The organism is Burkholderia sp. KL41 (genome assembly GCF_057005415.2).
This window is the reverse complement of the sequence record NZ_CM174447.1, coordinates 3,267,726-3,282,206: the sequence shown is the minus strand read 5'-3', so window position 1 is coordinate 3,282,206 and position 14,481 is coordinate 3,267,726. Positions and strand designations below refer to the sequence as shown.

The window sequence follows — 14,481 nt, the reverse complement described above, 5'->3', positions numbered from 1 at the left end:
TGCGTCAGCGCGCCGGCCGCATCGATTCCGGGTCGACCGTGCGGATCCGTGCGGTCTGCCCGTCGCGCAGGTCCTTGTACCAGAACAGCGCGACTTCACCGTCGTTCTCGTCGTCCGCGTACAGCAGGCGATCGTGCCCGCCCAGCACGAAGCCCGAGCGGGCATAGGTGCTGCACGCGGCGACGTTGTTCGACTGCGTTTCCAGCCGCATGAAGCCGAACCCGTGGCTGCGCGCCCAGGATTCGGCGGCCGCGAGCAGCAACTGTCTTCGGCGGCCGCGAGCAGCAACTGTCCGATGCCTTGCCGTCGGCTGCGGCGGTCGACGGCCAGCTCCGCGATCTCGGCCATCCCGTTCCAGCTCTGGCTGATCGCCACGAACCCGGCGAGCCGGCCGCCGGCCGTCGCGCGAAAGAGCGCCGTTTTGCCGGTCGCCTCGTCCGCCCAGCCGGCCGGATCGAAGCCGTAGTGCTTGCGGCGCGCCGGCAGCGCGCGCAGATCGAGCAAGTCCTGATACGGCGCGTTCAATTCCCACGCGATGTCGAACGAGAAGTCGCATCGATCCAGTTCGTCGGCGGGAAGCGCGCTCGTCTGTTCGATGCTGATGTGTTCGGCTCGGTCCATGTGTCGGTGTCCTGTCTTCTGCGGGATGGCGTGGTGTCGTCGGTGTTGCGATCGCCGGCATCGTGAGGTGCGCCGCATCGAGTGTGTGCGTGCTGCGGATTTTTGCGCCCGCACAGTTCGCCGCGCGCGAGACCGGCACAGACTGGCTCCTCCCGTGACGGCGAAACGCGGGCAAACCGTGAACCGGATGGCGACGCAAACGTGTGCGGGGTACGCGCGCCGGCGAGGGCGCTCTTTCAACCGCCTGATTATGCTGGATTTCGGCATGAGGCCGTCGCGGGCATCGACGCGATGCGGGCCGTCGTGCGTCGCGACTTCGATCCGGATGGCCGTCGGCCGCCTGTGGAGGAAAGACGACAGGAACCCGAATAATTGTTTACCGTTTCGTGACAACTCGATATATTCCAAAAAATATATCGAAGGTCGTGACGTCGTCAGGCGCCACGTCGTCCACCTGCTCCACGAAAGCCGGAAGAGATTCTGACCTGCATCGCCGGAGCAACGCGTCGTCGCGGCATGCGCAATCGGTGCGCACGCGCGCCGACGCTGCAACACAGGCGGCCGCCCCGCGGCATGCCACATCAGCAAGCCCATACCGGTACCGAAACGAAGCATCGTGCATGTGCATGAGGCGTATGTGCGCGCGGCGATCCGGTGGCTCGCGTTCGTCAATCAGTCGGTGATTCGTCAACACGCCGCGCGTCATGCTGCGACGCAGGCGCGCGTCGACAACAACAGGAAGTGAACATGAAAAGGACCATCGCGGCCGCAGCCGCACTCGGGATGTTCGGCACCGCCGCGCACGCGCAAAGCAGCGTCACGCTCTATGGGCTGATCGATGCGGGTATCACGTATTCGAACAAGGTCGCGACATCGGGCGGCCACGGCAAGCTCGTCAAGTACGGTGACGGCGTCGCGTCGGGCAGCCGCTGGGGCATTCGCGGAACCGAGGATCTCGGCGGTGGCCTGAAGGCGCTGTTCGTGCTGGAGAACGGCTTCAGCAGCGGTGACGGCTCGATCGGCCAGGGCGGTGCGCTGTTCGGCCGGCAGGCGTTCGTCGGGCTGTCGAAGAACGGGATCGGCTCGCTGACGTTCGGCCGCCAGTATTCGTTCTCGACCGACTACATCGGCGCGAACTACGCGATGGGCAGCCAGACGCCGGCCGGCAACTACGCGTATCACATCAACGATCTCGACCAGCTGACGTCGAGCCGCATCAACAACGCCGTGAAGTTCCAGAGCGCGAACTTTGCGGGCCTCACGTTCGGCGCGATGTACGGCTTCTCGAACTCGACGCAGTTCGCGGGCACGCCGACCACGACCGGCACGAACGGTTCGCAGGGTTCGTCGAGCGCATACAGCTTCGGCGCGAACTATGCGCAGGGGCCGTTCGGCATCGGCGCCGCGTACACGAACATCCGCTTCCCGAACGGCGCGACGCCCGCGTTCGGCGTCAGCATCGCCAACGTCAACACGCAGGGGCTGCGCGATCTCGAGACGGTCGGTGTCGGCGCGCGTTATGCGATCGCGGCGGCCCTCGTGTGGGCGAACTGGACGCATACGAAGTTCGTGCCGCTGTCGGGCGAATCGTCGAAGCTGAACAACTACGAAATCGGCGGCCGCTATGCGTTCACGCCGGCCCTGAGCGGCGGCCTCGGCTATACGTTCTCGAAGCTCGACGGCCGCCTCGACGGCAAGTGGCATCAGGTCAACGCCGCGGTCGACTATGCGCTGTCGAAGCGCACGGACGTGTACGTGAGCGCGGCCTACCAGAAGGCGTCGGGCAGCAATACGATCAATGGGCGCGCGGTGCCGGTGCAGGCGGAGATCGGCTCGTCGGGTTCGTTCATCGGCAACGCGGGCGCGAACACGCAGTTCGTCACGCGGATCGGCCTGCGTCACAAGTTCTGATCGACCTCACCCGCGAGCGGGCGCTTCATCGGGGCGCCCGATTTTGCTGTCGGGCGCGACGAAGCGCGACCCTGCACCGGTTGATCTATAAGGCCGGCAACCTCGGCGATTTCGATGCGGCGCCGGCAGCCGGGCTATGGATCCTCGAAAACCAGATCGCGCACCCGACGCGGCCGTTCGGCGCGTTCTACGAGGATCTGCTCGTGTAGCGCCCGTCGCGCGGGCAGGGCTAAGGGAAACGCATTCGGGCACAACGCGGCACGTCGCGCCCGAATGCGTGCCGGCCGCCATGCAGGCGGCCGGCACGGCACGGTCAAGCCGCCGTCAGATGTTGATCGTGACGGGCCCCGCGAGCGGCGTGTAGCCGTCGTCGAACAGATACCACGCGTCGTACTGCCCCGACGCCAGCGTGCTGTTGGCCTTGGACGAGAACAGCAGCGAGCCGGTGCTCTTCGGCAGGTACGCCCACGACTTGTAGCTGCCCTTGGTCGGCTGCGCGCCATGCGCGAAGATGCCCACCCAGTTCTTCGGGCTGTGGCTCCACGGCGGCGCGACATAGTCGAACCGCAGCGTGCCGAACGTCGCGCCCTGCGACGCGAGCGACGCGACGAACTTCTTGCCGGTATTGCCGATCGCCGAATCCGTGAGCAGGGTGCCGGATTGCGTCTGCACGCAGCCGGCTACCCGGCGCAGGAAATTCGGATCGTTCGCGTCGCGGATGCTGGCGTCGTACCAGCCGCCGTCGCCGTACCACGTGACGGCTTGCGTCGCGCCGGCGGCGACGGTGACCGACTGCCGCGTGTTCATGCCGTACGCGTTGTCGGTGAGCTGGAACGTCGTCGCGGCCGAGCCGGCGGCGTTGTCGAGCGTGATCTGCACGTTGCCGTTGGCCACGTCGTAGCACAGGCTGACTTCGGCGGTCGATCCCGTGTTGCCGGACGAGCCGATGCTGCCGCGGAACGTCTGCAGGAAGCCGTTCGGGCCGTAGACGGAATAGTCGTAGCTGCCGCCGGCATTCAGCGCGAGCGAATCCGACAGGGTCGCGCACTGGCCCGCGCCGGCCGCGATCGTGTAATGCCGGGGGATCGTGCTCGTGCCGTCGACCCAAGCCTGCAGGTGGACGCCGGCGGTGCCGGTGTTGGTCATCGTCAGCGACAGCGCGTTGCCGGCGCGGTTGACCTTGCCTTGCACGAAGAACTCGTAGGGCAGGCGGCAGGCGGTGCTGCGGCCGGCCGTCTGTGCCGGCACCGCGGTGGTGGTCGGGTAGGGGATCGGAACGGTCGAGCCGTTCGGGTTCATGTTGCTTGCCGGCGGCTGGATCGCGGGAACCGTCCGGTCGGCGTTCGAGAAATCGAAGGCCGACGTCAGGTCGCCGCAGACCGTGCGTCGCCACGGCGTGATGTTGGTTTCCTGTAGCCCGAAGCGCGCTTCCAGAAAGCGGATCACCGATGTGTGATCGAAGACCTGCGAATTGACCTTGCCGCCCTTCGACCATGGCGAGATCACGAACATCGGCACGCGCGGGCCGAGCCCGATCGGCACGTCGCCGCTCGCCGAGCCGTCCGATGCGGCGCCGCTGCCGGAGACGAATTCGGCGGCCGTCGAGACCGTGGACCGGCCGGTGCCGGCAGCGGAACTGGCCGGGACGGCCGGCGGCATGTGATCGAACAGCCCGTCGTTCTCGTCGTACATGACGAGCAGCACCGTGCTTGCCCACACCGCCGGATTCGACGTCAGCGCATCGAGTACGCTGCTGACGTACCATTCGCCGCCGCTCGCGGCCCACGACGGGTGCTCGCAGTATGCGTAGGGCGCGGCGATCCACGATACCTGCGGCAGCGTGCCGTTGGCGACGTCGGCCCGCAGCTGGCTGAAGAGGTTCGTGTCGTATTCCTTGCCGCCGCCTGACGGGTCGATCTGCGTGCCGTTGAGCGCCGGCGCGAGCGGATCGCCTGCACCGAGGTTCTGGTATTGCCTGAAGTTCAGGATGACGTTGTCGCCGTAATTGCCGTTCCACCAGAGATCGCTTTTGGAGCCGTTGTATTCGCCGTAGCCATGTGCGGCATCCAGGCCGTTGCCCTTGTCCTGGTAGAACTTCCACGTGACGCCGGCCGTGTTCAGGCGCTCCGGCATCGTGGTCCAGCCGGTGCCCGTCATCGTGTTCGTCGTGTACGGCGAGTAACCGGCGACGTTGCCGCAGCACCCGGTCCACAGATACAGGCGGTTCGGGTCCGTCGGGCCGAGCATCGAGCAGTGGTACGCGTCGCACACCGTGAACGCGCTCGCCAGCGCGTAGTAGAACGGGATGTCCTTCTGCGTGAAGTAGTACATCGTGCCGCTGGTCTTCGCGTCGGCCCAGTTGTCGTAGCGGCCGTTGTTCCAGGCACTGTGCGTGCCGTTCCAGCTGTGGTCCAGGTCGCCGTAGTAGGTGTCGCCGTTCGCCGTGCCGGAGGGCGGGGACGGGTTGAACGGAAACACGTAGGACGTCAGCCAGGGCTGGCGCCACACCGGATACCCGCTCGAAATCACGACCGGCCGAGGATCGCCGAAGCCGCGTGCGCCGCCCAGCGTGCCGAGGTAGTGGTCGAACGAACGGTTTTCCTGCATCAGGATCACGACGTGCTTCACGTCCTGGATCGTGCCGGTGACGGTGGCTGCCGGAATGGCCTGGGCGCGCGCGATGCTTTCGGGCAGCATGCCCGTGATCGCGGTCGCGCCGGCGAGCTTCAACGCATCGGCGAGGAACTGACGTCGTGTCGTGGGTTTGTTTTGCATGATCGCTCTCTGTCGTGGATGGCTGGCCCCGGGGCCAGCGTCGGTCAGTGGCACGCGCTCGCGCAGTGCAGGACGGGCGTGGATGCCGAACCCGGTGCGGCCGCGCGCGCGGCCGCCACGTTGGCCGCGGTGCCCGAGTCGCCATCGCCGCAAGCGGCCAGCGTGCACAGCAACGCGATCATGAAAACGCCGCGCCAGTGCGGAAAGCGGCTTTCCGAACGGCGCGACCTGACGACATGCTTTCGATTCGACTCGAATCGGATTCCTGAATGATCGAGGCCGTTGCTGCGTGTTCCGTATTTCATTACCCCTCCCGACATGAAAATGGACAGCAGAGAATATCGCCCGAATCAGAACAACTTCATGACAGGCCACCCGCGCGTGCCTGCCACCTGCAAAAGCCTCGAATCGGGATTGGTGGCGACCGGATGCGTGACGTAATCCAGCAGCGGCACGTCGTTGATCGAATCACTGTAGAAGTAGGTGCGCTCGAAATCCGACGGCGCGTAGCCGAGCGATTCCAGCCAAGCGGTCGTGCGCACGATCTTTCCTTCGCGGAAGCTCGGCACGCCGGTGCTGCGCCCGGTAAACGCGCCGTCCGGCGTGCCGTCGTCGGTATCGAGTTCGATGCCGAGCAGGTGCTCGATGCCGAATTCGGCCGCGATCGGCCGCGTGACGAAGACGTTGGTCGCCGTCACGATGCAGCAGAGATCGCCGTTTTCGCGATGCCGCCCGACCAGCTCGCGCGCCTGCGGCGTGATCGCCGGACGGATCACTTCGTCCATGAACCGCGCATGCCAGCGCTCGAGCACCTTGCGCGGATAGCGGGTGAGCGGCGCGAGCGTCACGGCGAGATACGCGTTCATGTCGAGCGTGCCGGCCGCGTAATGGCCGTAGTGCTCGTCGATCAGCGCGGCGTGCGCGTCGTCCTCGCGCCAGCCGACCCGCGAGATGAAGCGGGCCCAGGCCTGGTCGCTGTCGAGCGGCAGCAGCGTGTGGTCGAGATCGAACAGCGCGAGATTCTTGTACATGCCGGGTTCCTTGTCTTGCGGGCTTACGCGCCGATCAGCTTGTCGATCGCATCCTTCGCATTCTTTCCGTCGATGGTCGTCACGCCGTCGAGCCACTTCGACAGCACGCCGGGATGCTTCTTCGCCCATTCCCTGGCCACCGCGACCGGGTCCGCGTGATTCATGATCGGCACCATCAGCTGGTTCTCTTCGTCGGTCGTGAACTTCAGGTTGGTCAGCAGCCGGCCGACGTTCGGGCAACGTTCGAGATAACCGGGCGTGACGAGCGTGTAGACCTTCGCCGACCCGTAGTTCGGGCCGAATACCGTGTCGCCGCCGTCGAGATAGGTGATCCGGTAGTCGAGGTTCATCGGATGCGGCTCCCAGGCCAGGAACACGATCATCCGATGCTCCTGCACGGCGCGCGTCACCTGCACGAGCATGCCGGCCTCGCTCGATTCGACCAGCTTGAAGCCGCCGAGCCCGAACTCGTTCCTGTCGATCATTCGCTGGATCAGCGCGTTGCCGTTGTTGCCGGCACCGATCCCGTAGATCTTGCCGTCCAGCTGGTCGCGGAACCTGGCGATGTCGGCGAAGCGCTTGAGCCCCTTGTCGGACGCGTATTGCGGCACGGCGAGCGTATAGCGCGCGCCGACCAGGTTGGGCTCCGGCAACTGGTGGACGGCACCGGCGTCCACGAACGGCTTCACCGTCGGCGTCATGCTCGGATCCCAGTAGCCGAGGAACGCGTCGATCTGCGCCTTCTTCACACCGGCCAGCACGATCGGCGGCGACGCGATCGTCTTGGTCGCCTCGTAACCGAGCCCGTCGAGCAGCATCATCGCGACGCCGGTGGTGGCCGCGATGTCGCTCCAGCCGACGTCGCCGAGCGTCACCTTTTTACAGACGTCGCCTTCCGATGCGTGAGCGGGGGCCGTCGCCAGCGCCGCCAGCAGGGTTGCGGCCAGCATCCATGCCTTCTTCATCATGTTGGTCTCCTAAGCAAGTGTTCCGGATCGTGTTGCCTGAATGGTCTGACGATTGATCGTGCCGATCGGATGAAACAAACGAACCTGGGTCTGGCTTTGCAGTTTTTCGTACCGTATATTAGAACGCACAAAATCGCAAGATCGCACAAAAATACAACTCGCCGGGTGCCGGGTGCGGCAACGGGCGGGGCGGGCAGGAAGAACCGGACGGCGGCCCCATGCGGGCCGCGCTTCATCGGATGGACCAGGCAAAGCAAGGAGATCTCGAATGATCAGTCAGCTGGAAATCGTGTCCCGCCTGTTGCTGGCGGCATTGCTGGGCAGCCTCGTCGGCATCGAGCGCGAGCGTCTGTCGTGGGCGGCCGGATTGCGCACCCACATGCTGGTGGCGGTGGGCGCCGCGCTCGTGATGGTCGTGTCGGCGTTCGGCTTCGCGGACGTCCAGAACGCGAAAAACGTGTCGCTGGACCCGTCGCGCGTCGCCGCGCAGGTGGTGTCGGGTATCGGCTTCCTCGGCGCCGGTTCGATCATGCTGCGCGGCGAGATCATCCGCGGCCTGACGACCGCGGCGAGCCTGTGGGTCGTGGCGGCGGTCGGGCTGGCCGTGGGCGGCGGCATGTATGTGGCCGCGATTGCCGCGACGGCGATCGTGCTCGCGATCCTGGCCGGCCTGAAGCCGATCGAGAAGCGCTTGTTCGCGACGCGGCAGCGTTGGGGCGTGCGTATCCTCGCGAGCCGCGGCGCCGTGAAGCTGACGTCGCTGCAGGCGATGCCCGGCATCGACCAGGCGCGCATCGTCCGGTTCATCATCGAACAGGACGATGCCGCGCCGGACGACGACCGCATCCACGTGGTGTTTTCGAAGATGACGAGCAGCGAGTGCCAGGCGGTGCGTCAATCCCTGCAGACCCTCGTCGGCATCAAAAAACTGGAGGAGAGCGCTGCGTAGTTCGCCGTTCGAATAACATTGACGTTCATTCCGAGGACATTCCATGTGGCAAGAAGAGCGATACCAGAGAATCCGGCTTCTGTTATCGAAGATGCAGCGGGTTTCCACCGACCGGATCATGGCCGACCTGAACGTGTCGCGGGAAACCGTGCGTCGCGATCTCGTCGATCTCGAAGCGCTCGGTGAACTGAAGCGCGTGCACGGCGGCGCGGTGCAGGTGGGCGACGAAGCGCCGATCGCCGAACGCGCGCAGACCCACGTGAAGGCGAAGCTGGCGATCGCGCGCGCGGCGGCCAGGCTGGTCACGGGCTCGCAGACGCTGTTCATCGACGCGGGCACGACCACGACGCTGCTGGCCGAGGAACTGGCGAAGCTGTCGGGCCTCACGATCGTCACGAACTCGATCGACGTCGCGCTGAAGATGCGGTCGAGCGACCCGGGGCAGGCGAGGAACGAGACGATCCTGCTCGGCGGGATGATCGGCACCCGCGCGGCCGCGACCGTCGGCGACGGCACGGTCGCCGAGATCTTCCGCTATCGCGCCGATCTTGCGCTGCTGTCGCCGGTCGGCGTCGATGCCGTCCGCGGCGCGACCAACTACGACCGGATGGAAACCGAAGTGGCGCGCGCGATGGTGAGCAACGCGGCGGACGTCGCGATCCTGGCTGATTTCAGCAAGCTCGGCACGAACAGCCGGATCAGCTTCTGCGAGCCGGCGCGGATCGGCGCACTGGTGACGGATGCAAAGGCGGAATCGGTCGACAGTTTCAAGAGCCTGAAGAAGGTCGTCAAGAACATCGTGCTGTCGTAGTGCCGGGCTCGATCGGCCGCCGTTATGCCGCTCATGCGGCGCGCATTCCGCCGGCCGGGTTTTTCCCGGCGTAATATATCCGCCGATACGACGCAGGCCCGCCCACCGGCAGGCCGTCATGGAGGCGGGCGATGGAGAGGGCAGGGACGGCGGCGCTTTCGGCGCAACAGGCGCAACAGGCACAACAGGCGGCGGCAGGCTCGATCGCGCTGACGGGCGCATTCGTGCGGCCGATGACGGTGACCCTCGACGATCTGCGCCGGCACGCGAGCGCGACGGCCGGGCCGTTCGACCTGCGCTGCTTCACGACGAATCGCTTCATCCGCTCGGTCGCACCGTATCGCGGCGCACGGCTGAAGGACCTGCTCGACGCGGCCGGGCTGCGCAACGACACGCCGGGCGACTTCAAGCGCATGGTGTTCATCGCGCATGCGCACGACGGCTACGCGGTCACGTTTTCCTGGCATGAACTGTTCAACACGCCGGTCGGCGAACACGTGATCGTCGCGTTCGAATGCGGCGACGCGCCGCTGTCGATCGACGACGGCGCGCCGCTGCTGTTCTCGGGCGCCGACCTCCTGCCCGCGCCGCGCCATGTGAAGCGGCTGGCCGGCATCGTCGCCCGCGTACTCGAGGTCTGAACCGGCGCGCGGGCGGCCGGCATGCGTCGTATCGGCCATCGTGTATGCTTGCCCGCATCGTTCAAAGGGCGGCACAACATGAAGACACCGGCACACCCCAAGCCTGAAGTGCGATTCAGGATGCGTATCCAGCAGGCCGACACGATCGCGCTCGGCCCGGGCAAGGTCGCGCTGCTCGAAGCCGTGCACGAACACGGTTCGATTTCGGCGGCGGCGCGCAGCCTGAAGATGTCGTACCGGCGCGCGTGGCTGCTGATGGACGAGCTGAACCGCTCGCTGAAATCGCCGGCGACGGTGTCCGAGCATGGCGGGCAGAGCGGCGGCGGCAGCGTGCTCACGCCGGTCGGCGAGGAGATCATCCGCCTCTATCGCGAGATCGAGGCGCGTGCCTACGCGGCGTGTGCCGACGAAATCGCCGCGCTCACGAAAATGGTGCGGCGCTGAAGCGCGTGCTGCGCGAGCGCTTGCCCGGGGCCTGTTGATGCTGGCGACGCGCTTGCACTGACCGGCTGAAGGGCAGAAGGAGCGTGTCGAAGCGAATCAGGCCTAGCCGTGCCGCAGGCAGAAGCGCGGCGTGCCGCCCGCGGCGGCATCCGGCGCCATGACGTCGCGCGCCTGTGCATCGAGCCGCCCGATCAGTTCGACGAAGCTGGCGACGCTGGCGGTCCGCAGCGGGTAGTACGCGACGTGGTGGCGTTCGCAGATGCGCTTGAGCAGGTTCATCGAATCGTGGTCGATGCAGTCGACCGGGAACACGACCATGTGCGCGCCCGGTAGCGCGGCGGCCAGCAGGCCCTTGCGATCCTCGATACCGCCGTCATGCAGCGTCACGTCACCGCCCGCCGTTTCGACGATCCGCCTGATCGCACGGTTCGAGCCCGGGCGCCCGCCGACGTAGACCAGACGTGTGCCCCGCAGGATCGACAGCGGATCGGCCGCGTGTTCGGCGGGATCGTCCGCCGACGCCTGCACCGCCTGTTCGATTGCGCTCGCTTCGGCGCGCAGCGTCTTCACCATCGCCATCAGGTCGTCGAGCCGCGCGCGCATCGCGCGTGCGCTCGCCTGTTCCGCGGCGATCCGCTGCTCGGCCGCCTCGCGGCGGCTCGTGTGCAGCGCGAGTCGTTCATCGCGCGCGGCCAGTGCTTCGCGCAGTTCGTGGACTTCGTCGCGCAATGCGCTTTCAGCCGCCGGCGGCTGTGCATTCCGGCGCGCAACGACGGCATCCTGCTCCTGCAGCGCCGCGTCGCGCTGCGCGCTCATCTCTTGCAGGCGCGCCTGCTGCCGGTCGATCTTCGCGTGCAGCGCCGCATTCTCCTCCTCCAGCACGACCAGCCGCCGGATATCGGCGCGATTGGCCGCGCCGACCAGGTGCGACAGCATGTGCAGGTCGCCGAACGCGGCCTGGCGCACGGCCATCGTCGTGCGCGGATGCGTCATCAGCGCCCAGTAGGCGGGCGGGACGTCGCCGCTCTTCAGCGCTTCCTTCCAGCGTGCAAGGAGATCATCCGCATCCTGTGCGCTGTCGAATGCGCGGATCGCGCCGGCGTAACGCTCGTCGAGCGCCTTGTGCAATGCCTTGGCGCCGGCCGTGCCGTCGATCGCGAGTTCGACGGCGGCGTGATGGATGTCGAGGTCGGTCGCGTGCTGGCGGTCGAGGTCGGTGTATTTCGGCACGAGCCTGCGCAGCTCGTGCGTGGTCAGGCAGGTGCCGATGATCGAGCAGTGCAGGTTCGCGTCGAGCTCGGACAGGCGCGTGCGGCGCTTCAGCTCGGTCAGTTGCGCGCGCGACGGCGCGCAGCATGCGTCGACCCGCGTGCCGGTTGCCGCGGGCGGATTACCGCCGGGCGACGAGAGATCCGCCGTGCGGGCAAGGCGAAAGGGCGGAGCGTGCATGTTGACCTCTGTCCGGCATAGTCGGGCCGGGGACGGATGCGCGAAAGATTTTCGAAATATACCACGGAATATAACGAACGAAATTCGGGGGAAATCACCGGGTAATGCGGCGTGGTGCGGCGTGGTGCGGTCAGCAGAGCGCGGTCGGGCGGTCGGTGAGCGGCAGGGCGGCGGAGGGCGATGCCGGGGCGGACGGTGAAACAGGACGCGATGCCGGCGCGTGGCGCTCCATCACGTACTCGACGCACAGCCCGACGAACAGCACGTCGACGCGCTCCAGCGCGGCGACCGCGTCGCGCATTGCGGCCGGGTCGTTGCTGAACGAATCGGAGAACACGTCGTCGCGTGTGCGTTCGAGGCGACGCGCGTGGCCGATCGCCCGTTCGAGTTCGGGCAGGCGCGTGAAGCGGGCGGTGCGTGCGTCGTCTTCGAGCGTGGACAGCAGCTCACGAAAGCCCATCGCGGACAGCGCATCGTCCTGCGCGTTTTCAGCGTGCGCAGCCGAGAACATCCGGATGAAGCGCACGACGCTGCCGCGCAGGCGCCGGAACGCGTCGACGACATCCGTGACCTGCTGCGCGCGCGCATCGCTCGACAGCGGCCTGAGCGCACTGATCTTGTGCGCGAGCGGCTGTTCCCGTGCGGTGCGCTGCGGGGCGCGATCCGTCGGCGTGCGGGGCATGGCGAATCTCCGGAAGTGCTGGTTGCGATATATTCTACGGAACATATCGATTGCGCGAAAAAACGGCACCGTGCACAAGACATGGTGCCGTCAGCGGCCCTGGTAACGGCCCTGGTAACGGCCCTCGTAACAGCCCTCGTAACAGCCCTCGTAACCGCCCAAACAACCGCCCAAACAACCGCCCAAACAACCGCCCGAGTCAGTCGATGTCGCGCCCGACCGTTCCGAACGCGACCGCGACGCCGAGGACCACGCTGTCGCACAAGGGCTGCACGCGGCCCCCCGCCCCATCGGGCACATCCGCCCCGCGTTCGTGAATGCGCCCGCGCCTAATGCTGCCGCGTGAGCGCAGCCGGCAGCACGGCGGCCCGGGTGCCGGCCGATTCGTCCACGGTCGTCCTGCCGCCGTCCCGAAAGAACGCCTGCTCGGCGGCATTGTTCATCACGAGGATGCTGATGCGGCGATTGGTCGGCTCGTCCGCGACGTTCCGGTCGAGCGGCAGGACATCCGCGAGCCCGCGCACCTGGAGCAGCTTTTCTTCCCGCAATCCGCCCGCGACCAGCGCGCGCCGCGCGGCGTTCGCGCGATCGCTGGAGAGCTCCCAGTTCGAATAACCCGTGGGGCCGTCGCGATACGGCGTCGAATCGGTATGGCCGGCAATCGACACGCGGTTGTCGACATCGTCGAGTGCCGTACCGATCTGGGTGAGGATCGCGGTGGCATACCCTTCGGGATGCGAACTGCCCGACGCGAACATCGGGCGCTTGAGCGAATCGACGATCTCGATGCGCAAGCCCTCGTGAGTGATCGCGATCCGGATCTGGTCCTGGTACGCGCGCAATGACGGGCTTTGTGCAATCGCCGCGGTCAGCTTCGCCTTCAGGCGCTCGAGCTTTTGCGTATCGACGATGTCGGCCGGTGCCGCGGGCGAGCTGGCCGGCACCGGTTGCGCTTTCGCGTCGATGGCCGGCGCCGGGTCCGACAGGTCGCGGCCGCCACCCTGCACGACGCTCGGGCGCGGCGCCTGAGCGTCTTTCCCGCCGGACAGGAGCGTCGACAGCGGCGTGTTGAAGTAATCCTCGATCCCCTGCTTGTCGTACTTGGACACCGAGCCGAGCAGCCACATCAGCAGGAAGAACGCCATCATCGCCGTGACGAAATCGGCGTAGGCGATTTTCCAGGCGCCGCCGTGGTGGGCGTCGTGGTCCTCGCCTTTCTTGCGGCGCACGACGACGAGCGGTGCCGATGCGGCCTGTTTCGACGGGTTGGAGCGATGGTCGGCCATGGCGCCTCCGTTATGCGGGCCTGGGCGACTTCGTCGCGCGGACGGCCTCGTCGAGCTCCTTGAAGCTCGGGCGATCGGCCGTGAACAGCACCTTGCGGCCGAACTCCACCGCCACCGCCGGCGCGTAGCCGCTCATCGACGCGAGCAACACGGCCTTCACGCACTGGAACGGCTTGGCCGCGGCGCGGCCCTTCGCATTGAGCAGATCCGCGAGCGGGCCGACGAAGCCGTACGCGAGCAGGATGCCGAGGAACGTGCCGACGAGCGCGCCGGCGATCATCTTGCCGAGCACGGCGGGCGGCGCGCCGACCGAGCCCATCGTATGCACGACACCCATCACCGCCGCGACGATGCCGAACGCCGGCAGGCCGTCCGCCATCTTCTGGATCGCATTGGCCGCGACGGACGCCTCCGCATGGTGCGTATGCAGTTCTTCGTCCATCAGGTCCTGCATCTCCAGCGCATTCACGTTGCCGCCCGACATCATCCGCAGATAGTCGACGATGAAGTCGAGCAGGTGATGGTCTTCGAGCACGTGCGAATACTTCTGGAACAGCGGGCTTTGTTCGGGGGCGTCGACGTCGGCCTCGAGCGCCATCATGCCGTCCCTGCGCGCCTTCTGCAGCAGCTCGTACAGCAGCGCGATCAGTTCGACGTACTGCTGTTTCGTATAGCCGCCGCCCTTGAAACAGGTCGGCAGGCTCTTGATCGTCTTCTTCAGCGTCGCGACCGGATTGCTGACGACGAACGCACCCAGCGCGGCGCCGAAAATGCACAGCAGTTCGAACGGTTGCAGCAAGGCCGGCAAATGGCCGCCCACGCCGACAAAACTGCCGATCACCGATCCGATCACGACGATCCACCCGATGGCTACAAACATGATTACCTCTTGCGCGACTCGCGTTGCTGCATC

Annotated in this window: 15 protein-coding genes and 1 pseudogene; 6 read left to right on the top strand and 10 right to left on the bottom strand. The window is 66.6% G+C overall.

Annotation, left to right across the window (positions count from 1 at the left end):
• Nucleotides 1-4 precede the first annotated feature (4 nt).
• Nucleotides 5-262, bottom strand: a complete 258-nt coding sequence (locus PQB87_RS32120; protein WP_489243287.1) for a GNAT family N-acetyltransferase — start codon at nt 260-262, stop codon at nt 5-7.
• 44 nt (nt 263-306) lie between these two features.
• Nucleotides 307-621: pseudogene (locus PQB87_RS32115) on the bottom strand (GNAT family N-acetyltransferase); the annotation flags it as partial.
• Between the two features lie 747 nt (nt 622-1,368).
• On the opposite strand from PQB87_RS32115, the gene PQB87_RS32110 reads away from it, so the two are divergent.
• Nucleotides 1,369-2,532, top strand: coding sequence for a porin (locus tag PQB87_RS32110; protein ID WP_489243286.1), 1,164 nt, complete (start codon nt 1,369-1,371; stop codon nt 2,530-2,532).
• Nucleotides 2,533-2,612: 80 nt separating this feature from the next.
• Nucleotides 2,613-2,741, top strand: a complete 129-nt coding sequence (locus PQB87_RS32105; RefSeq protein WP_258403993.1) for a hypothetical protein — start codon at nt 2,613-2,615, stop codon at nt 2,739-2,741.
• 115 nt (nt 2,742-2,856) lie between these two features.
• Here the strand turns inward: PQB87_RS32105 and PQB87_RS32100 are convergent, their stop codons facing one another.
• The 4 genes from PQB87_RS32100 to PQB87_RS32085 form a co-directional block, all read right to left on the bottom strand.
• Nucleotides 2,857-5,307, bottom strand: a complete 2,451-nt coding sequence (locus tag PQB87_RS32100; RefSeq protein WP_489243285.1) for a phosphocholine-specific phospholipase C — start codon at nt 5,305-5,307, stop codon at nt 2,857-2,859.
• Between the two features lie 44 nt (nt 5,308-5,351).
• Complete coding sequence (locus tag PQB87_RS32095; RefSeq protein ID WP_226127085.1) at nt 5,352-5,489, bottom strand: hypothetical protein; 138 nt, start codon at nt 5,487-5,489, stop codon at nt 5,352-5,354.
• 168 nt (nt 5,490-5,657) lie between these two features.
• On the bottom strand, nt 5,658-6,338 hold the full coding sequence (locus PQB87_RS32090; RefSeq protein ID WP_021159955.1) for an HAD family hydrolase: 681 nt from the start codon (nt 6,336-6,338) through the stop codon (nt 5,658-5,660).
• Between the two features lie 23 nt (nt 6,339-6,361).
• The gene (locus tag PQB87_RS32085; RefSeq protein ID WP_489243284.1) at nt 6,362-7,306 is read right to left on the bottom strand and encodes a choline ABC transporter substrate-binding protein; all 945 of its coding nucleotides are present in this window, start codon (nt 7,304-7,306) and stop codon (nt 6,362-6,364) included.
• 268 nt (nt 7,307-7,574) lie between these two features.
• On the opposite strand from PQB87_RS32085, the gene PQB87_RS32080 reads away from it, so the two are divergent.
• The 4 genes from PQB87_RS32080 to PQB87_RS32065 all read left to right on the top strand — a co-directional run bounded on the left by PQB87_RS32080 (nt 7,575) and on the right by PQB87_RS32065 (nt 10,151).
• Nucleotides 7,575-8,255 (top strand): MgtC/SapB family protein, encoded by a 681-nt coding sequence (locus PQB87_RS32080; protein ID WP_027789870.1) that lies wholly within the window; start codon nt 7,575-7,577, stop codon nt 8,253-8,255.
• A 43-nt stretch (nt 8,256-8,298) separates the two neighbouring features.
• Entirely contained in the window at nt 8,299-9,066 is a 768-nt protein-coding gene (locus PQB87_RS32075; protein ID WP_059860826.1) for a DeoR/GlpR family DNA-binding transcription regulator, read from the top strand.
• 131 nt (nt 9,067-9,197) lie between these two features.
• Nucleotides 9,198-9,707: a molybdopterin-dependent oxidoreductase gene (locus PQB87_RS32070; RefSeq protein ID WP_489243283.1), complete on the top strand. Its 510-nt coding sequence runs from the start codon at nt 9,198-9,200 to the stop codon at nt 9,705-9,707.
• A gap of 120 nt (nt 9,708-9,827) precedes the next feature.
• The gene (locus tag PQB87_RS32065; protein ID WP_059688591.1) at nt 9,828-10,151 is read left to right on the top strand and encodes a winged helix-turn-helix domain-containing protein; all 324 of its coding nucleotides are present in this window, start codon (nt 9,828-9,830) and stop codon (nt 10,149-10,151) included.
• Between the two features lie 102 nt (nt 10,152-10,253).
• Here the strand turns inward: PQB87_RS32065 and PQB87_RS32060 are convergent, their stop codons facing one another.
• The 4 genes from PQB87_RS32060 to motA all read right to left on the bottom strand — a co-directional run bounded on the left by PQB87_RS32060 (nt 10,254) and on the right by motA (nt 14,448).
• Entirely contained in the window at nt 10,254-11,600 is a 1,347-nt protein-coding gene (locus PQB87_RS32060) for a DUF2325 domain-containing protein (RefSeq protein WP_489243282.1), read from the bottom strand.
• A 130-nt stretch (nt 11,601-11,730) separates the two neighbouring features.
• Complete coding sequence (locus PQB87_RS32055) at nt 11,731-12,282, bottom strand: hypothetical protein (protein WP_153490168.1); 552 nt, start codon at nt 12,280-12,282, stop codon at nt 11,731-11,733.
• 329 nt (nt 12,283-12,611) lie between these two features.
• Entirely contained in the window at nt 12,612-13,568 is a 957-nt protein-coding gene (gene motB, locus PQB87_RS32050) for a flagellar motor protein MotB (RefSeq protein WP_153490167.1), read from the bottom strand.
• Nucleotides 13,569-13,578: 10 nt separating this feature from the next.
• Entirely contained in the window at nt 13,579-14,448 is an 870-nt protein-coding gene (motA, locus tag PQB87_RS32045; protein ID WP_059688595.1) for a flagellar motor stator protein MotA, read from the bottom strand.
• Nucleotides 14,449-14,481 lie beyond the last annotated feature (33 nt).